Genomic DNA, 17,486 nt, shown 5'->3' on the forward strand with positions numbered 1-17,486 from the left:
GTGAATAGATATCACGGGCTACGATGTGTCGTAGTGACGGGTTGTTAAAGCATAAAGCATGCCAAAAATGAAAACCCAGCATTGGCAGGGGGTGCTGCCCAGAGAGCAGAGAGGAATGACTGTCGATTCGTCACTATTGACGAGAAGCGTCATAAATATCACCTTTTTGTCGTTGGTCTAACTCTATGAAACATCAGAAAAAGATGAAAATTACAGGTGATGCCGATCACAAATTATAATTTTTCAGCGCTATGCTATGCTTTTATACAACGAGTCAATCGTTAACTTAAAAACATAAGTGAGGAAAATAATGGGCATTATTTCATGGGTGATTTTCGGTCTTATCGCGGGGATTTTGGCAAAATGGATTATGCCGGGTAAAGATGGCGGCGGATTCTTTATGACCATTATCTTGGGGGTTGTTGGTGCGGTGGTTGGCGGCTGGATCAGTACCTTCTTTGGCTTTGGCAAAGTTGATGGTTTCAACTTCGGCAGTTTCGTCGTAGCGGTTATCGGCGCGATCGTGGTGCTGTTTATCTACAGAAAGATCAAAAGCTAATTCAATATACAGAGAGGAAAGGCCACTGATATGTGGCCTTTTTATTAGTTACCACCAGCCCAGTTCCGTTCCCAGAACCACGATGATAGCCACGCCAATCATAATGAGCGTTGTTTTTTTCATCGTTATGCTCCCGGCGCAGCGTAGCCGCCAACAAAAAACCAGGATAAGAAAACGACAGCGGAAATGAAAATAATGACGGGGAAAATAATACCGAGTCGCATAGGATTATCTGCCAGAGTTATTTAAAGACGAGCCAGCATAGCAGGGCTTAATGTACGACAAAAGTGGTTTTACCCTGTCGCTTTTTATCTTTGTACATTGCGCTGTCTGCCATGTGGAGCGCACAGTTTACATCGGTCTCATGCGGATCAATTTCCACCACGCCCAGGCTGGCGCCAGGATAAAACAGATGGACGCTGCCCAAGTGATAGTCGCCGCAAATGCGCTGTTGCAGCTGATTTTTCACCTTTTGCAGGCGCTCACACCGATCGCTTTCATCTTCCGGCGACAGGCTAACGACTAAAAATTCGTCACCGCCCAGTCGACCAAGGATATCATTGTCGCTGCATTCGTGGAGCAGGCGCTGTCCGATCTGGATCAGGAACTGGTCGCCAACTTCATGACCAAAGCGGTCATTAATCAGTTTGAAATCATCCAAATCAATATAGGCAACGACGACCTTCTGCCGGAGATGTCGGGCAAGCGAAAATAGGGTTTCAACATTTTCAAAAATCGAGCGCCGGTTCGGTAACCCGGTCAGCGCATCGGTGTAGGAATACGCAATCAGCGCGGCGTTGGCTTCGCGTAACTGAGCGACCAGCGACTCTTTTTGAATAGACTGGGCGATCAGGCCGGCAAACAGATTCAGCACCTGTTCACCTCGCTCGCTCAATGCCTGCTGGCGGCGACTGGTGGCGCAGAGCGTACCGTAAAACGTTCCGTCCGGAAGATGAACAGGCGTGCTGAGAAACGTAGTGATTTCCAGCGCACGGGCTGCGCTGCATTCCGGCCAGCGTGCGGGCACGTTGTCGCTGTACAGACAGTTATCTTCGATGGCGCGTTTGCATAGCGTCTCATCCCACGGGACGGACAGCCCTTCCGGGATCTGCATTTGTTTGCTATTGCGCGCGTACAAAATATGCTGCAGGCGAGCATCTAAATCGACCTTGGTTAAATAGGTTGATTCCATCTCTGTCACCACCTCCAGCATCTCCAGAAGTTGCCGAACCAGACTCTCAACAGACTGCTCCGTGGCTAAGGATTGTGAGACTCTGGCGAGGATCATGTCCGACATGAGGTGTAAATACTCCTGAGTAATGACAAGGCTGGCGTTGCCCGCATGATAGAACATCAAGGTGAAAGATGAAACACGTGCTCCCGGTTAAAATGTAAACATAAAATTGAAACCCGGTGGTAAAACATGGAGATATATGAGGAGTCGGGGTAATCTTGCCGGATAACGTTCTTAGCAGGAGTTGATATGAAACTGGCGTCTGTTATTTTGCCCGGCATGCTGGTACTGGCAGGGTGTAGTACCCCACAACCGGAAGCGCCAATGCCGCCGAAAATTGGTATGGCGAATCCGGCATCGGTGTATTGCGAACAAAAGGGCGGCTCGCTGATTGCGGTGCAGACTCCGCAAGGGGTAAGGTCTGACTGCAAACTCCCCGGAGGGGAAGTGATAGATGAATGGGAACTCTGGCGTAGAGATCATCCGGCAGCGGGAAAGTGATCCACTGTTAGCATTGACGTAGCCATTCAGCCAGCACCAGCGCGTGGTTTTGCTGAGTATTCTTCGCCGCATACAGTAGCGTTAAGGTTTGCTGCCGGGCAATTTCTGCGAGGCGCTTCCCTTCCTGCTGCCGTTGGGCCAGTTCGCTACGGTACTGCTGGGAGAAGTGAGAAAAATCAATCAGCTCTGCGTGGAATGCTTTACGTAAATCTGATGACGGCGTCAGCGCTTTATTCCATTCATTGAAAGCAAGGTCGGTCTTTTTTATCCCCCGTGGCCACAACCGGTCGACCAGAACGCGATAACCATCGCTTGTTTCTGCCGGGTCATACACGCGTTTACACTGAATATTCATCTTTTCATCCGCTCCATTAAGCCGCCGCGTTGGTATTTAGCATCATTTTTATGACGGTTAAATAAGATCCTAAAACGTGACCATTATAGCATTTTGCCAGCCTGGACTCCCAATTTAAGGGATTGTGATACCGATGAAAAGTCGGTAGGCTGAGGCTCCTTATGTTGTCTCTTATTGTCTGGACATAAGGAAACCTTAATGGACATTTCCCCGATAAAAGATACGCTTCGCATTGCGCTGGTGGGCGATTACAACCCCGATATTGTGGCGCACCAGGCGATTCCCCTTGCCATTGATGATGCTGCTGCCGTGCTGGAGTTAGTGGCTGATTATGACTGGCTAACCACTTCTGATATCAATAGCCGTGAAGACCTGATTGGCTATGATGCCATCTGGGTCGTGCCAGGCAGCCCCTATCGACACCCGGAAGGGGCGCTGATTGCGATACGCTACGCACGCGAGAACAGCATTCCATTTTTAGGCACCTGTGGTGGTTTCCAACACGCCATACTGGAGTATGCCCGAAACGTACTGGGCTGGAGTGATGCCGCGCATGCTGAAACGGATACCGCTGGGCGAATGGTGATCGCGCCGTTGACCTGCTCGTTGGTTGAAAAAACGGATGATATTGAGCTCCGGGCCAATACGCTGATTGCGAAAGCCTATGGACGCGATGCTATCACGGAGGGGTATCACTGCAACTATGGTGTGTCGGACGCTTTTGCCACCGAGCTTGAGAGCGGCGATCTCCGGGTGACCGGTTGGGATGACGCCGGGGATATTCGCGCCATTGAACTGGTAACGCATCCTTTCTTTGTTGGCACACTCTTTCAACATGAACGTGGCGCGCTGGCGGGAAAACCCGTGCCGTTAGTCCAGGCGATGCTCCGCGCGGCGCGGGGATAAAATGCCGGGCAGGAGGTTAGCTAACCTGCCCGCTACATTATGCGTTCGCGATCTCCCGATCGCGCCCAGCGCACAGACCAAACATGGCCATCAGCATCGCTAACACGGCGACACCCGCTAATGGAATCAGCCAGCTACCGTTGAGGTCGTGAATTTTACCCATCAAGGGCGGCCCGCAGGCGGCCAGTAAATAGCCGACAGACTGCGCCATTCCGGACAACGCCGCGGCCTGATGTGCGGAACTTGCGCGCAGGCCAATGAAGGTCAAGCCGAGGATCATGGTCGCACCTGAGCCAAAGCCAAACAGAATGGTCCACAGTAAAGCCTGGTCGGGCATTATGGCAAATCCCGCCGCGCCAACGGCGCACATTACTGAAACCAGGGCGGCGATGGCACGCTGATCCTTAAATCTGTTCAGGACGAGGGGAATCAATAACCCTGGCGCGGCGGTCGCCAGTTGCAGTAAACCGTGCAACGAACCGGCCTGCGCCTCGCTGTAGCCGTGGCTGATTAAAATGGCGGGCAACCAGCCGATGATCACGTAATAGATAAGCGAGTTGATTCCCAGAAACAGGGTCACCTGCCAGGCGAGGCCGGAGCGCCAGATAGCACGGGAATGTAATGCGCGTGAGTTACTCAGGCTGGCATTGCCCGTCTGACGACACTGGGGCAACCAGATAACCAGCGCCAGCAGCGGAAAAACCATCAGTACCATCAGTGCGCCGCGCCAGCCAAATCCATTTAACGCCAGCGGAACAACCATGGCTGAACCCAGCGCCGCCGCTGCGCCCATGGTCAGCGAGTAAGCGCCAGTAAGTTTTGCCACATGCTGGGCATAATCACGCTTAATCAGCCCTGGCAACAGGACATTTCCCAGGGCTATTCCGCACCCGATGATAGCGGTTCCGCTAAACAGCAATCCCGGTGAGGGCAGCGAGCGTATCGTAATACCTGCGCAAATCAGCAGCATAGCGGCAAACAGGCTGCGTTCGATGCCCCAGCGGCGCGCAACGGCTGCGGCCAGAGGGGATACCAGCGCGAAGGCCAGCAGCGGAAGGGTGGTCAACAGTCCCGTTTGGGCGGTACTCAGACCGTAGTCGGCACGAATTGCATCTAACAGCGGGGCGGCGCCGGTAAAGGTAACGCGCAGCGTGGTGGCAATCATCAGGATACCCGCGATCAGCAAAGCAGCGTTTTTACCGCGGGAGGAAGGCGTATTTATCATTTTTTTCTCATCTTGTCAGGCGAGGCGATACCTTAGCGTTTTTACGCCATGAGTGAATCAAGCTAAAATGACAGTTTATCGCTAAAATCGGACATTCTTATGTTGGGACTAAGATTGGATGGGTATGAACCTGACCTTCACCATGATGCCGCGGTGGCGTTCTGCATTCAGGCCCGGGAAGATGAACTCTTTAGTCCGCTGCATCAGCATCGTAAGGGGCAGTTGATTCTGGCTTTGCATGGCGCGATTACCTGCGAGGTCGAAAATGCCATGTGGATGGTACCTCCCCAATATGCGGTGTGGATCCCTGGTGAAATTCCGCACAGTAACCATGTAACCGTAGGCGCACAATTGTGTTTCTTGTTTATTGAACCTCATGCCGTCGTGATGCCTGAGCGTTGTTGTACGCTAAAGATATCTCCCTTGTGCCGGGAGCTCATTCTCTCGCTGGCGTCGAAAACGGACGACCAACGACTGGAACCGTCAACTCAGCGACTGACGCAGGTGTTGTTTGATGAACTCCCGCAGCAGCCGCAGGAGCAACTGCAGTTACCGGTTTCCGATCATCCGAAAATCCGCAGAATGGTCGCGACAATGGCGCGAGAGCCTGCCCAATGGCAGACGCTGGGGCAGTGGGCCGACGTATTTGCGATGAGTGAGCGCAACCTTGCCCGGCTGGTCGTCAAGGAAACGGGATTGAGCTTTCGCCGCTGGCGTCATCAGTTGCAGTTGATTCTGGCGCTGCAGGCGCTGATCGATGGTCATAATGTGCAGCAGGTCGCGCAAATGCTCGGTTATGATTCAACCACCGCATTTATCACGATGTTCAAAAAAGGCCTGGGGCAGACCCCAGGCCGTTATCTGAGCTGACTTGCTACTGCTTCCCAACAATCAACGAGACCAGACCTGCTGCAATAAGCGGCCCCACCGGTACGCCGCGAAACAGCGCCACGCCCAGTACCGTACCGACCAGTAAACCGGCCACAAGCTGGGGCTGGCTGCCCATCAGCGTGACGCCGCGCCCGCCAAGCCAGGAGACAACCACGCCGACGGCAATCGCGACCAGTGATTTCCAGTTTACAAAGGAGTGAATGAGCGTGGAGGGCGGTAGCGTTCCGCTGGCGATCGGTGCCATTACGCCGATAGTCAGAATAATAATCCCGATGGTCAGTCCCTGTTTTTCAATCCACGGAAAGAACGTATTCAGAGGGGTTACACGGACGATGATCAGCACCAGAATTGAAACAGCGACAGTGGTGTTGTGGCTGACAAAGCCCAGAGCTGCCAGTCCGAGGAGGATCAGCAAAGTGACATCAAACATCGTAGTTTCCTTGCCAAAAGAAAAAATAAGCCTGCTTACTGTACGCGTAAACGCGTGACGGAACAGGCTTTATTTAATAATTATGATTTTTTTGAGCTAATGCACGATGCGGCGTTATTTACTGCTAACTCGGCTGTTATTGAACGCGGCGGAACGAAATTAATTCCGGTTGCGCAATTCGCAGGTAATCAGCAGTATCCATGATCACGGATTTTTCCAGCATTCCGGCATTGAACGCAATTTCAGTAAAACGTTCAAACAACAGCGGATCGGCGACCAGTTTGAGATTCGGATGGAAACTAAATGGTGGGATGGCGCCAAATACGCAACCCGTCAGTTCATCGACTTCCGCCGGGCTGGCGAGCGACGCTCTCAACCCGCCGATATGGCCGGCCAACAGGCTCAGGTCGGCCTGCTGGTCGGCAGAGAGAATCGCCAGAACATGCTGATTAACGCCGTTACCCTTCACTTTACAGACCAGCGCTTTTGCGCCCTGGCCCAGTGCAGTACCGCGAATTTCAGAGACCGCTTCACATTTGCCGACGGCTTCATGGCTAACCACGCGATACGTCGCGCCTTGTTCTGATAATAACGAAATTAAACGCTGATGCGTTGCGTTACCTTTGTTCACTTCCGTCATGACTTGCTCCTGGTACAACAATGAAAATCCTGGCTGAAAAATGATTACGCATCGGTGCGTTTTTTCTGTTTGTTCAGATAGAGTTGGGCATCCGATGCTTTGTAAGCATCATCAATGGTGTCGTTTGGCTGCATATTATAAATCCCGGCAGAGAAGCTGATTGATATATCTTGCGCAATAATTTGTAAGTTGTAGCGAATCCGTTCCAGCACGCGGTGCGTTAATTCACTGGGATGATCGATGAGGATAATGCAAAATTCATCCCCGCCGAGTCGGATGGCATAGTCGCTTTTGCGAATCGAGGTTTGAATGGCTTTAGCCAGAAGGGTGATAATGCGATCGCCTTCCTTATGCCCCAATGTGTCATTAATGACTTTAAGCTTATCGCAATCAATGGCGATAAAGGTCACGAGGGTTCCCGTGTTGACCAACTGCTGCAAACGCTGTTCGAGCATCGGCGTCAAAATTTTACGGTTATAGAGTCCGGTCATCGCATCGCTGATATTTTCCCGCGTGACGTTGTGATACAACCGAAAATGAGTTCTGACCATATTCAGCAGCAATATCGTTGCCAGAAGATAAAAGGCGAATATTTTCCATGATGAGACGATAAAGTACATAAAATCAAGAGATAACGTAACGCGTATGCCGCCAGGGATGTCCTTTTCGTAGTGAACGTAGCGGAATAAATGGGTCTCACTTTGGTGAACAATAATCTCTTTTCCTGAGCTGATATCCGAGAGCGTCACGTTAAGAAAACGCCAGACGAGAGGGCGGTCGCTGGTATAAAAGATATTTTTTAAATTTTCTTTGTTAATATCCACCATCACCACGCCTTTTAGCTTACCGGCATAGTAGACCGGCGTTAAAAAACTCATCACCTTTTTCTCGGTCAGGTTATCCTCATAAATACTGGAGATCACCGTACGACCAGTGAAAATACCGTCAATATCATTCTGATCGATTCCCAGCGAGCCTTTTTGCAAAAATGTCCAGTTGTGTATCGCAAATTTCCGTGAATCGATCAGGTCATAGAAATAGACGTAGTTATTTTTCAGATCGACGTAGTAGCGAAATTTATACTCCAGCGTCCCTAATCCCTGCCCATAATCCTTTTGCAGGCGATTGACGTTCACCGCCCGGTCAAAAGAGGGTAACAGGAATACGTCTTCAAGTTGCCCGTTACATTTCGTAGAGGTGGTCTGCAACGTACCGTGTAATGGCAGATAATTATGCGCTGTGAGATTGAGCCCATGTGTACCGTTAACGCTATCGAAAGCATCGCAGAACGCTTTTTGTTGTTCGACAGATGCGGGTCCCTTAGGGGATGAAAATGTGCGCATCAGATGGGCTGCAATACTCTGATTGGTGTACTTATCATAGAGAAAGGAGGAGTCGGCTTTCTCATTGATATAGCGCATATAGGCATTCATTGCCTTATCGCTGGCAATGAGTTCATAAACTAAAAAAGAAGATGTCAAAACAACAACGCTGACTGAGATAAAGAGCCTGAGCGCTTTATGATGCAACTTCATAATGAATTACAGCCCATAGGTTAGAGATGCGATTTTACCACATGCTCCACATTCGCTCTAACGAAGCGGCGGGATAAACCATTGCAAAATGTCACGATCATGATACAGGGTAATGTAATCAGCCGAAGCCTGAGCCTCGGCCGAAAGTGGTTACTTAATTATTGCTGGTGGTACTTTGCTTATGAAACAGTTCGCGGAATACCGGATAAATATCATCCTGATCGCGGATATGCTGCATCGCAAAATTTTCAAAGGTTGATTGCAGATGTTCATATTCACGCCATAAGGTCTGGTGCGCGCGGCGGGTAATTTCGATATAGCTGTAATATCGCACTACCGGCAACAGTTTTTTCGCCAGAATCTCATGACACAACGGTGAATCATCCGCCCAGTTATCACCATCCGACGCCTGCGCGGCATAGATATTCCACTGAGCAGGGTCGTAGCGGTCTTTCACCACTTCATCCATTAACTTCAGCGCGCTGGAGACAATAGTTCCCCCGGTTTCCTGAGAGTAGAAGAACTCATGCTCATCTACCTCTTTCGCCTGGGTGTGGTGGCGAATATAAACCACTTCCACGTTCTTATAGGTGCGGCTTAAGAACAGATACAGCAGAATATAAAAACGCTTTGCCATATCTTTGGTCGACTGATCCATCGAACCGGAGACGTCCATCAGACAGAACATCACCGCCTGGCTGGAAGGATCGGGCCGTTTTTCATAATTCTTGTAGCGTAAGTCAAAGGTGTCGATAAACGGCACGCGTTCGATTTTTGCCCGTAGTTCGGCAATTTCTTTGCGTAACCGTTCCTCTTCCAGCAACTGAGCCGGTTCACTTTTCGCGATGGTCTCCAGATCCGCTTCGAGCGCATGCAGTTCGCGACGCTTACCTGCCGTCATTGCCGTGCGACGCGCCAGTGAATTTTGCAGGGAGCGCACCACGCTGATGTTGGCCGGCACACCGTTAGAGGTAAAACCAGCCCGGTGCGTTTTGTACTCCGTTAGCTGACGCTGCTGATTCTGTTTAAGGTTTGGCAGAGCTAAATCTTCGAACAGCAGATCGAGATATTCATCTTTAGAAATCTGGAAGACGAATTCATCCTGACCCTCGCCATCCTGACTCGCCTGGCCTTGTCCGCTTCCCGAACCGCCGCCTCCGCCCTGTGGACGTTCAATACGGTCATTCTGCACAAAATGGTCATTACCCGGATGCACACGATGGCGCAAGCCACCGCGCCCCTGATGAAACATCGGTTCGCTAATATCATCAGTCGGAATAGAGACAGATTCGCCGCTATCCACATCAGTCACCGAACGCTTGTTAATGGCCTCGGAGATCGACTGTTTAATTTGCGATTTATAACGGCGTAAGAAGCGCTGGCGGTTTACCGTGCTCTTGTTTTTGCCGTTAAGACGCCGGTCAATAAACCAGGTCATAAGCCCCCCGTACTGCATTTGCCAACTTACGCTTCATCCTTCAAGTTGTCTCCGCGTTGGCTGCATTCGCTCACCCAGTCACGTACTTATGTACGCTCCTGGGAATTCACTCATTTGCCGCCTTGATACCTCTTGAATGATTTCGCGTACAGAAGAAATATTGGCCCGGTAAACGGATAAATTTTCCGGGCCATTTATGCTCTTAAGACGATTTACGTACGCGCAAATACCATTCGCACAGTAAACGCACCTGTTTACGCGTGTAGCCTTTTTCCATCATACGGTCGACAAAATCGTCGTGTTTTTTCTGCTCGTCAGTCGAGGTTTTGGCGTTGAACGAAATAACCGGCAGCAACTCCTCGGTATTGGAGAACATTTTCTTCTCAATCACCGTGCGCAGTTTTTCGTAACTGGTCCAGTTTGGATTGCGACCGCTGTTATTCGCTCTGGCGCGCAGAACAAAGTTGACGATCTCGTTACGGAAGTCTTTCGGGTTACTGATACCCGCTGGCTTCTCAATTTTTTCCAGCTCTGCGTTCAGCGACTCGCGATCGAACAGTTGACCGGTATCCGGGTCACGGTACTCCTGATCCTGAATCCAGAAATCCGCGTAGGTGACGTAACGGTCGAAAATGTTCTGTCCGTATTCGGAATAGGATTCGAGATAAGCTGTCTGAATCTCTTTGCCAATAAATTCAGCATATTTAGGGATCAGGTAGCCTTTCAGGAACTCAAGATAACGTTCTGCCTGCTCCTGAGGGAACTGTTCACGCTCGATTTGCTGTTCCAGTACGTAGAACAGATGCACCGGGTTCGCCGCGACTTCGGCATGATCAAAGTTAAAGACGCGAGAGAGGATCTTAAACGCGAAACGCGTGGACAGACCGTTCATTCCCTCATCGACCCCGGCGTAATCCCGATACTCCTGATAGGATTTCGCTTTTGGATCGGTATCTTTCAGACTTTCGCCATCGTAAACGCGCATCTTCGAGTAAATGCTCGAGTTCTCAGGTTCTTTCAGACGAGAAAGAATGGTGAAACGGGAGAGCGTTTCCAGCGTGCCTGGCGCGCAAGGCGCATGGGTCAGCTCACTGTGATTAAGCAATTTCTCGTAAATTTTGATCTCTTCGGAGATCCGCAGGCAATAAGGCACTTTGACAATGTAAACACGGTCAAGGAACGCCTCATTGTTTTTGTTGTTGCGGAACGTCACCCATTCGGACTCGTTCGAGTGGGCAAGAATAATTCCGTTAAACGGCAGGGCAGAGATACCTTCCGTCCCGTTGTAGTTACCTTCCTGGGTGGCGGTCAGCAGAGGATGCAGCACTTTAATCGGTGCTTTAAACATCTCTACGAACTCCATAATTCCCTGGTTAGCGCGGCACAACGCCCCCGAGTAACCGTAGGCATCAGGATCGTTCTGGGCGTGGTGTTCGAGTTTACGAATATCCACTTTCCCGACCAGCGCAGAGATATCCTGGTTGTTTTCATCGCCAGGTTCCGTTTTGGCGATAGCGATCTGCTCCAGAATAGACGGCCAGACTTTGACGACGCGGAATTTTGTAATGTCCCCGCCAAATTCGTGCAGGCGTTTCGCCGCCCATGGCGACATGATCGTCCCGAGGTAGCGACGCGGGATCCCATACTCTTTTTCCAGGATCTGCGCATCTTCCTGTGGATTAAACAGGCACAACGGATGATCGTTAACCGGGCTACGTTCGCCATTGGCGCTCAGGACATAAATCGGAACTCTCTGCATCAGCGACTTGAGTCGCTCAGCGAGAGATGATTTCCCCCCTCCCACAGGCCCCAACAGATACAGAATCTGTTTCTTCTCTTCTAACCCCTGAGCCGCATGTTTCAAATAAGAAACAATCTGCTCAATGGCATCTTCCATGCCGTAAAACTCTTCGAAAGCGGGATAGCGTGCAATTACCCGATTCGAAAAGAGTCGAGAAAGACGAGGTTCGTGGGCAGTGTCAACCATGACAGGCTCACCAATAGCCATTAATAGCCGCTCTGCCGCGTTGGCATAAGCACTGCGATCTTGCCGACAAGTGGTAAGAAACTCCTGCAGCGTGAACTCTTCGTCCTTGGCAGCTTCGTAACGCTGGCGATAGTGATCGAATATATTCATGGTATGCCGTCCTTTCGTTTTTTAGCACATGTTAAGAGCCGTTCATATGAATAGTAGAGGCCCCTGAAGAGGTAAACTGAACGACGTCGCTGCTGAAGAAATAAGCAACTCTCATGCCATTTTGATGGTCAGGAGATCAACGTATTCGGTGATACACCTTCTAAAATTAAGCGTAGATGGCATTTGCAAAACTTGCCTGGGTGCGCAAATGAATTTCAATGGCATATCAATAACTCATCAGCAAAAAAAGCACATCTTATGTAAAGAAATGGGGCGGGATTCATGTGGTGTTCACTATCCTGCAAGCAAAATGTCATCACTCGCTGAGAAATTAGGGGGTTACATTCCTGGACTAATACGTAAAATAGTTGGGCTGAAGCGTATTGGCGGTTACACTTTGACCGCTACACATTTGAATAAGGAATTATGGATTGTGACCAAACTCAAACTTCTGGCACTTGGCGTGCTTGCCGCAACCGCAGTTAGCACCGCACACGCGGAAAGTCAGTGGACTGTTGGTGCAGGTGTCGGCGTGATTAACAGCCCGTACAAACAGTATGACCGCGATGTTTATCCCGTTCCGGTTGTCACCTATGAAGGCGATAACGTCTGGTTCCACGGTCTGGGTGGCGGCTACTATCTGTGGAATGATACGGCAGATAAGCTCTCCATCATGGCGTACTATGATCCGACGCATTTCAAGCCGGGTGACAGCGACAGCCATGCTTTGCGCCAACTCGACAAGCGTAAAAGCAGCCTGATGGCTGGCCTCTCGTATGTACATAACACCCAGTATGGTTTCCTGCGTACCGCTCTGGCGGGTGATACCCTGGATAATAGCAACGGCTTTATCTGGGATCTGGCCTGGCTCTACCGTTACACTAACGGTGCGCTGACTTTGACGCCGGGTATCGGTGTGCAGTACAGCAGCGAAAACTACAACGACTATTATTATGGCGTGTCCAATCACGAGTCTCGCCGCAGTGGTCTGAAAAGCTACAGCGCTGACGATGGATGGGATCCATATCTGGAGTTGACTGCAAGCTATAACTTCCTTGGCAACTGGAACGTATACGGCACTGGCCGTTATGTGCGTTTGAGTGATGAAGTGAAGGATAGCCCGATGGTCGATAAATCCTGGTCTGGCATCTTCTCGGTGGGTGTGACCTACAAGTTCTGATGCTATTGCGTGTCAAATACAAGCCTGCAGAGATGCGGGCTTTTTTATGCTTCGTGGGGATGAATATTGATCTAAAACATGAGATTGCATTTTTATAGTGGTTTTATGTTTCGCCTGGCCGCAACGATTATTTAACCAGGTATTTCTTTTGCCGTTACTAAAAATAAACCTCTCATTTGATTAGCCTGATAGCTATTGTTTTTTTGCATGAGGTAATATCGCCATGCCTTAATGATTTATTGTTGTGGGTTGTCGTTTTCTGGGTTCATAATTTATTGATAATACTGTGGTTTATTGTATTGTGATGCGCCGGGTATTTATTCTCAAGTGGCATAAAGATAACTGATAACTATTTTGGCTTATTTCGAATGTTAACTTTCAGGTGAAAAAATAAAAAATTAATCATTTGTTTTTATTTTACATCCTTTAGGTATTTGTCTGAAAAAATTAAAATTGACATTAAATATCCTATTGCCGATATTCATTAAACTTTAAAAGTAGTGATAGCAACTCTCGTGGTAAGGCCTTAAATATGCCACGGGGATATCTTGAGTAAAAACCTGGTATAAATAATGAAAAAGTTAATCATGATAGCTGTGATGGGCGGGGTCCTGGCTGGATGCACCAGCGAGGCTTCACGCATGAGTGCATGCGAAAACAAAGGGATCAGCCGCGATGCCTGCTACATCGCCGAACAAAACCGTCAGGCGACAATCAATGCCGCGGCTGAAAAACAGGCCCTGGAAAACGCGCAAAATCTGTATAGCTCTGATGGCACCCATCCCGACCATCACCACAAATACGATAAATACTAAGGTTTAACTCATGAAGAAATTGATTATTATCGCTGCGCTGGTGGCTTCATCTGCTGCGCCTGCTTATGCTATCAGCGAAGCATATCGTCAGCAATTACAGCATGAACACAAAACTCAGGTCAGCGACGCTAATGCCCCGGTGCACGCCAGCAAAACCACATCCGTGCATGTGAATAAGCTGGGCGTGGACTTTAAACGTGGCGCTGATGGTATTGCATATATTAATGGCAACCCTGCGGCAAATGATGAAAATAATGCCGATGCACAAACTTACAGTGCGGGTTTGATTTCCGTCATTGTCTATAAAAACGGAAAAATTAACGCCATGAAAGAGGGCAAATATTTAGGTCGGTTGAAATAAGCGCTGGCTAGTGAAAATTTTGCATTATTTAGGTCCGTGATCTGCATCAGATCCCGGGCCTTTTACTTTAATCGCATTAACGGGCGACACGCCAAACTATGATGGTGCAATTTGTGCACCATAACAGGACACATGTCTGTTGTTTTGCTTTACTGTGGTGCATTAACACAGGAGGGTGCGATGACAGCGAAACAGGTGATGTTTACGGAGCAGGTATCGCTTCCTGCGATTGGGCAGGGAACATGGTACATGGGCGAGGATTCAGCCCGACGTCGGGATGAAGTCGCCGCGTTACGGGCTGGGCTGGATCTTGGCCTGCGATTGATTGATACAGCCGAAATGTACGCAGATGGTGCAGCGGAAGAGGTTGTTGGCGAGGCGCTGTCAGGTCGGCGTGATAGCGCTTTTTTAGTTTCGAAGGTTTATCCATGGAATGCCGCGGGCAAGAAAGCGATTGCCGCCTGCGAAGCCAGCCTGCGTCGTTTGAAAACCGATTATCTGGATCTCTATTTGTTGCACTGGACGGGAGACTTTTCATTTGCTGAGACCGTTGACGCTATGGAAACGCTTATTGCGCAGGGCAAAATCCGCCGCTGGGGCGTCTCTAATCTTGATTACGATGATATGCAGGCATTATGGCAGGTTACGGGTGGACGACACTGTGCAACTAATCAGGTGCTCTATCATTTAGCATCGCGCGGCATTGAATATGATTTACTGCCATGGTGCCAGCAACAGCAGATGCCGGTTATGGCCTACAGTCCGCTGGCTCAGGCAGGGCGGCTACGGGGGAACTTGCTTTCTAACCCAGTGCTCAATGACATTGCGCGCGCCCACAATGCCAGCGCTGCGCAGATTTTACTGGCATGGGTTATTCGTCTTTCGGGGGTGATAGCCATTCCGAAAGCCGCGAATGTGGCGCATGTCGAACAGAATGCCGCGGCACTGGAGATAACGCTCTCTGCCGATGAGCTGACGCAGTTAGATAAGGAATATCCGGCGCCAAAAGGTAAAACGGCGCTGGATATGGCCTGATTTGCCGCATGGCCTACGGCTGAGAGCGGTTTGTAGGCCGGATAAGGCGTGAGCCGCATCCGGCATGGTGCGTAGAGCTGTTAGCGCTTAGCAACACGAATCGTTTGTGCCAGACGAGACGGTTTTTCTTCGGTGGTTTTCTGCGGTGCCGTGGCGTAAGCCGTTTCTACGCAAACAAATGTTTTGTAGCCGTCATCCGGCATGTCGCCCATGCTGACAGACAGCGCCGGGCCTGGGTTCCAGCCCACGACATTCAGATGGTGGTGGTGGATTACGTCAATATTGCGATTCAGCGCATCATCATGAATGACGCTGCACGCTTCCGGATTCAGATAGACACGATCGGTACGGTCCGGGAAGGTCTGGATACCATCAGCCAGTACGTCTTCTTTGGCATCATTCACTTTATCGATCAGACGATCGCCAAGACCGCTGACTTTCACCGCCGCAATATCACCCACATTGAAATAGGTATGCAGCGCGGAGGTGGTTTCAAACTCACCGTGCGCTTCCAGCTCCATCTCGCAGGTGGCGCCCACTTTGAAACGGGCCAGCAGGCAGAACTCGTGCGGCCAAAGCTGATGCGTTTCAGCGCTGCTTTGCAGTTCGAACGTCAGTACGACACCTTTCTCGTCTTCGTTATGCGCCTTCAGCGTCCAGGGCAGGTTACGTGCAAAACCATGAGACGGCAGGCCAGGCTGAGCGGCAGGGCCAAACCACGGCCAGCAAATCGGTACGCCGCCACGCAGCGCAACACCGGTTTTAAACGGCGTATTGTTACTTAACCACAGGACTTCTTCTTCACCGTTTGGTTTCCAGGAAAGAAGATGTGCGCCCTGCAGCGCAAAAGAGGCTTTAACCTGCGGGTGATCGACAACAATGACCTCAAGCTCATCAAGCTGACGGCGGGAGAGTACCGGGGCAATTTGTTCGACTACCGGAAGTGCAAAAATTTTATTAATCATTACGCAATCCTTTTTAACCCTAAATAATTCGGGTTGCAGGACGGCGGCAAGTGAACGAACCCCGATGAGCTTACTGTAGTAAGTGATTCGGGTGAGAGAGCGTAGCCAACACACCTGCAACTCGAAGTATGACGGGTATCTTCAGGCAAAAAAAAGAGCGACCATAGTCGCTCTTACAGATTACTGTTTCATCTCAACTTATTTGGAGATGTGAGCAATCAGATCCAGAACTTTGTTGGAGTAGCCGGTTTCGTTGTCGTACCAGGATACCAGTTTCACGAAGTTGTCGTTCAGTGCGATACCTGCTTTAGCATCGAACACGGAAGTGCAAACTTCACCGTTGAAATCGGTAGATACTACGTCGTCTTCGGTGTAACCCAGAACGCCTTTCATCGGGCCTTCGGAAGCAGCTTTGATTGCTTTCTTAATTTCTTCGTAAGAAGCAGCTTTTTCCAGACGAACGGTCAGGTCAACAACGGATACGTTCGGGGTAGGAACGCGGAACGCCATACCAGTCAGTTTGCCGTTCAGTTCTGGCAGTACTTTACCGACAGCTTTAGCCGCACCGGTAGAGGACGGGATGATGTTCTGGGATGCGCCGCGGCCGCCGCGCCAGTCTTTGTGAGACGGGCCATCAACGGTTTTCTGAGTAGCGGTGGTTGCGTGAACAGTAGTCATCAGACCTTCGATGATGCCGAAGTTGTCGTTGATAACTTTAGCCAGCGGAGCCAGGCAGTTAGTGGTGCAGGAAGCGTTAGAAACGATGTCCTGACCTTCGTATTTGTCAAAGTTAGCGCCTTTAACAAACATCGGAGTGTTATCTTTGGACGGACCAGTCAGAACCACTTTTTTCGCGCCAGCAGTGATGTGCTTACGAGCGGTTTCATCTGTCAGGAACAGGCCAGTAGCTTCAGCTACTACGTCAACACCAACTTCGTCCCATTTCAGGTTAGCCGGATCACGTTCAGCGGTAACACGGATTTTTTTACCGTTTACGATCAGATGACCGTCTTTCACTTCAACGGTACCGTTGAAACGGCCGTGAGTGGAGTCATATTTCAGCATGTAAGCCATGTAGTCAGCGTCTAACAGGTCGTTGATTGCAACGATCTCGATGTCAGAGCGTTCTTGAGCAGCACGGAAAACAATGCGACCGATACGGCCAAAACCGTTGATACCTACTTTGATAGTCATATATTCCACCAGCTATTTGTTAGTGAATAAAAGGTTGCCTGTAAAATTACAAAAACCTTACGCAGCGTCAAGCGGAATCGTGTCA

Annotated in this window: 19 protein-coding genes and 1 pseudogene; 8 read left to right on the forward strand and 12 right to left on the reverse strand. The window is 50.0% G+C overall.

Features of this window, described 5'->3' with window-relative positions; translation table 11 throughout:
* The first annotated feature begins 310 nt into the window (after positions 1-310).
* Positions 311-559 carry a GlsB/YeaQ/YmgE family stress response membrane protein gene (locus FDX09_RS10560; protein ID WP_005120370.1) on the forward strand — a complete coding sequence of 83 codons (249 nt, stop codon included), beginning with the start codon at positions 311-313 and terminating at the stop codon, positions 557-559.
* A gap of 48 nt (positions 560-607) precedes the next feature.
* Here the strand turns inward: FDX09_RS10560 and yoaJ are convergent, their stop codons facing one another.
* From yoaJ to FDX09_RS10575, 3 genes are read right to left on the reverse strand one after another with little or no spacing between them, the layout of a single operon-like run.
* Positions 608-682: a protein YoaJ gene (gene yoaJ / locus FDX09_RS10565; protein WP_099530266.1), complete on the reverse strand. Its 75-nt coding sequence runs from the start codon at positions 680-682 to the stop codon at positions 608-610.
* A gap of 2 nt (positions 683-684) precedes the next feature.
* A complete protein-coding gene (locus FDX09_RS10570) occupies positions 685-783 on the reverse strand; it encodes a YoaK family small membrane protein (RefSeq protein WP_038640017.1) in 99 nt (32 codons plus the stop codon).
* Positions 784-830: 47 nt separating this feature from the next.
* Complete coding sequence (locus tag FDX09_RS10575; RefSeq protein WP_137347170.1) at positions 831-1,856, reverse strand: sensor domain-containing diguanylate cyclase; 1,026 nt, start codon at positions 1,854-1,856, stop codon at positions 831-833.
* A 186-nt stretch (positions 1,857-2,042) separates the two neighbouring features.
* Here FDX09_RS10575 and FDX09_RS10580 point away from each other — a divergent pair, with 186 nt between their 5' ends.
* Complete coding sequence (locus tag FDX09_RS10580) at positions 2,043-2,294, forward strand: DUF333 domain-containing protein (RefSeq protein ID WP_087857707.1); 252 nt, start codon at positions 2,043-2,045, stop codon at positions 2,292-2,294.
* 7 nt (positions 2,295-2,301) lie between these two features.
* Here FDX09_RS10580 and FDX09_RS10585 read toward each other — a convergent pair whose 3' ends face one another.
* Positions 2,302-2,649, reverse strand: coding sequence for a DUF488 domain-containing protein (locus FDX09_RS10585; RefSeq protein WP_137347171.1), 348 nt, complete (start codon positions 2,647-2,649; stop codon positions 2,302-2,304).
* Positions 2,650-2,847: 198 nt separating this feature from the next.
* On the opposite strand from FDX09_RS10585, the gene FDX09_RS10590 reads away from it, so the two are divergent.
* Complete coding sequence (locus FDX09_RS10590; protein WP_085049526.1) at positions 2,848-3,555, forward strand: CTP synthase; 708 nt, start codon at positions 2,848-2,850, stop codon at positions 3,553-3,555.
* A 37-nt stretch (positions 3,556-3,592) separates the two neighbouring features.
* Here FDX09_RS10590 and FDX09_RS10595 read toward each other — a convergent pair whose 3' ends face one another.
* Positions 3,593-4,780, reverse strand: a complete 1,188-nt coding sequence (locus FDX09_RS10595; RefSeq protein ID WP_137347172.1) for a CynX/NimT family MFS transporter — start codon at positions 4,778-4,780, stop codon at positions 3,593-3,595.
* 99 nt (positions 4,781-4,879) lie between these two features.
* Here FDX09_RS10595 and FDX09_RS10600 point away from each other — a divergent pair.
* Positions 4,880-5,672 (forward strand): annotated as a pseudogene (locus FDX09_RS10600) (helix-turn-helix transcriptional regulator); the annotation flags it as partial.
* Here the strand turns inward: FDX09_RS10600 and FDX09_RS10605 are convergent.
* From FDX09_RS10605 to yeaG, 5 genes are all read right to left on the reverse strand, one after another.
* Positions 5,655-6,101: a DUF441 domain-containing protein gene (locus FDX09_RS10605; protein WP_085049524.1), complete on the reverse strand. Its 447-nt coding sequence runs from the start codon at positions 6,099-6,101 to the stop codon at positions 5,655-5,657. The pseudogene FDX09_RS10600 and the gene FDX09_RS10605 overlap by 18 nt on opposite strands.
* A 136-nt stretch (positions 6,102-6,237) precedes the next feature.
* Entirely contained in the window at positions 6,238-6,741 is a 504-nt protein-coding gene (locus tag FDX09_RS10610; RefSeq protein ID WP_038640035.1) for a YbaK/prolyl-tRNA synthetase associated domain-containing protein, read from the reverse strand.
* 44 nt (positions 6,742-6,785) lie between these two features.
* Complete coding sequence (dgcJ, locus tag FDX09_RS10615) at positions 6,786-8,276, reverse strand: diguanylate cyclase DgcJ (RefSeq protein WP_137347173.1); 1,491 nt, start codon at positions 8,274-8,276, stop codon at positions 6,786-6,788.
* A gap of 154 nt (positions 8,277-8,430) precedes the next feature.
* Positions 8,431-9,714 (reverse strand): YeaH/YhbH family protein, encoded by a 1,284-nt coding sequence (locus FDX09_RS10620; RefSeq protein WP_038640041.1) that lies wholly within the window; start codon positions 9,712-9,714, stop codon positions 8,431-8,433.
* Positions 9,715-9,916: 202 nt separating this feature from the next.
* Positions 9,917-11,851: a protein kinase YeaG gene (gene yeaG / locus FDX09_RS10625; RefSeq protein WP_038640044.1), complete on the reverse strand. Its 1,935-nt coding sequence runs from the start codon at positions 11,849-11,851 to the stop codon at positions 9,917-9,919.
* A gap of 433 nt (positions 11,852-12,284) precedes the next feature.
* Here yeaG and FDX09_RS10630 point away from each other — a divergent pair, with 433 nt between their 5' ends.
* From FDX09_RS10630 to FDX09_RS10645, 4 genes are all read left to right on the forward strand, one after another.
* Positions 12,285-13,031: a MipA/OmpV family protein gene (locus FDX09_RS10630; RefSeq protein ID WP_038640047.1), complete on the forward strand. Its 747-nt coding sequence runs from the start codon at positions 12,285-12,287 to the stop codon at positions 13,029-13,031.
* 572 nt (positions 13,032-13,603) lie between these two features.
* Positions 13,604-13,846 (forward strand): hypothetical protein, encoded by a 243-nt coding sequence (locus FDX09_RS10635; RefSeq protein ID WP_137347174.1) that lies wholly within the window; start codon positions 13,604-13,606, stop codon positions 13,844-13,846.
* 10 nt (positions 13,847-13,856) lie between these two features.
* Positions 13,857-14,207 carry a hypothetical protein gene (locus FDX09_RS10640; protein ID WP_042308899.1) on the forward strand — a complete coding sequence of 117 codons (351 nt, stop codon included), beginning with the start codon at positions 13,857-13,859 and terminating at the stop codon, positions 14,205-14,207.
* 180 nt (positions 14,208-14,387) lie between these two features.
* Positions 14,388-15,242 (forward strand): aldo/keto reductase, encoded by an 855-nt coding sequence (locus tag FDX09_RS10645; RefSeq protein ID WP_137347175.1) that lies wholly within the window; start codon positions 14,388-14,390, stop codon positions 15,240-15,242.
* An 80-nt stretch (positions 15,243-15,322) separates the two neighbouring features.
* On the opposite strand, the gene FDX09_RS10650 is transcribed toward FDX09_RS10645, so the two are convergent.
* Both FDX09_RS10650 and gapA read right to left on the reverse strand, forming a co-directional pair.
* Entirely contained in the window at positions 15,323-16,207 is an 885-nt protein-coding gene (locus FDX09_RS10650) for a D-hexose-6-phosphate mutarotase (protein WP_085049519.1), read from the reverse strand.
* Positions 16,208-16,405: 198 nt separating this feature from the next.
* Entirely contained in the window at positions 16,406-17,401 is a 996-nt protein-coding gene (gene gapA / locus FDX09_RS10655; RefSeq protein WP_003030697.1) for a glyceraldehyde-3-phosphate dehydrogenase, read from the reverse strand.
* Positions 17,402-17,486: the final 85 nt, after the last annotated feature.

It is taken from the genome of Citrobacter sp. wls717, from assembly GCF_005280955.1.
GTDB classification, from domain to species: domain Bacteria; phylum Pseudomonadota; class Gammaproteobacteria; order Enterobacterales; family Enterobacteriaceae; genus Citrobacter; species Citrobacter werkmanii.

Excerpts from the sequence above, each read along its gene's own strand:
- FDX09_RS10560 (WP_005120370.1), top strand. The coding sequence starts at position 311 with ATGGGCATTATTTCATGGGTGATTTTCGGTCTTATCGCGGGGATTTTG.
- FDX09_RS10570 (WP_038640017.1), bottom strand. The coding sequence starts at position 783 with ATGCGACTCGGTATTATTTTCCCCGTCATTATTTTCATTTCCGCTGTC.
- FDX09_RS10575 (WP_137347170.1), bottom strand. The coding sequence starts at position 1,856 with ATGTCGGACATGATCCTCGCCAGAGTCTCACAATCCTTAGCCACGGAG.
- FDX09_RS10580 (WP_087857707.1), top strand. The coding sequence starts at position 2,043 with ATGAAACTGGCGTCTGTTATTTTGCCCGGCATGCTGGTACTGGCAGGG.
- FDX09_RS10585 (WP_137347171.1), bottom strand. The coding sequence starts at position 2,649 with ATGAATATTCAGTGTAAACGCGTGTATGACCCGGCAGAAACAAGCGAT.
- FDX09_RS10590 (WP_085049526.1), top strand. The coding sequence starts at position 2,848 with ATGGACATTTCCCCGATAAAAGATACGCTTCGCATTGCGCTGGTGGGC.
- FDX09_RS10595 (WP_137347172.1), bottom strand. The coding sequence starts at position 4,780 with ATGATAAATACGCCTTCCTCCCGCGGTAAAAACGCTGCTTTGCTGATC.
- FDX09_RS10605 (WP_085049524.1), bottom strand. The coding sequence starts at position 6,101 with ATGTTTGATGTCACTTTGCTGATCCTCCTCGGACTGGCAGCTCTGGGC.
- FDX09_RS10610 (WP_038640035.1), bottom strand. The coding sequence starts at position 6,741 with ATGACGGAAGTGAACAAAGGTAACGCAACGCATCAGCGTTTAATTTCG.
- dgcJ (WP_137347173.1), bottom strand. The coding sequence starts at position 8,276 with ATGAAGTTGCATCATAAAGCGCTCAGGCTCTTTATCTCAGTCAGCGTT.
- FDX09_RS10620 (WP_038640041.1), bottom strand. The coding sequence starts at position 9,714 with ATGACCTGGTTTATTGACCGGCGTCTTAACGGCAAAAACAAGAGCACG.
- yeaG (WP_038640044.1), bottom strand. The coding sequence starts at position 11,851 with ATGAATATATTCGATCACTATCGCCAGCGTTACGAAGCTGCCAAGGAC.
- FDX09_RS10635 (WP_137347174.1), top strand. The coding sequence starts at position 13,604 with ATGAAAAAGTTAATCATGATAGCTGTGATGGGCGGGGTCCTGGCTGGA.
- FDX09_RS10640 (WP_042308899.1), top strand. The coding sequence starts at position 13,857 with ATGAAGAAATTGATTATTATCGCTGCGCTGGTGGCTTCATCTGCTGCG.
- FDX09_RS10645 (WP_137347175.1), top strand. The coding sequence starts at position 14,388 with ATGACAGCGAAACAGGTGATGTTTACGGAGCAGGTATCGCTTCCTGCG.
- FDX09_RS10650 (WP_085049519.1), bottom strand. The coding sequence starts at position 16,207 with ATGATTAATAAAATTTTTGCACTTCCGGTAGTCGAACAAATTGCCCCG.
- gapA (WP_003030697.1), bottom strand. The coding sequence starts at position 17,401 with ATGACTATCAAAGTAGGTATCAACGGTTTTGGCCGTATCGGTCGCATT.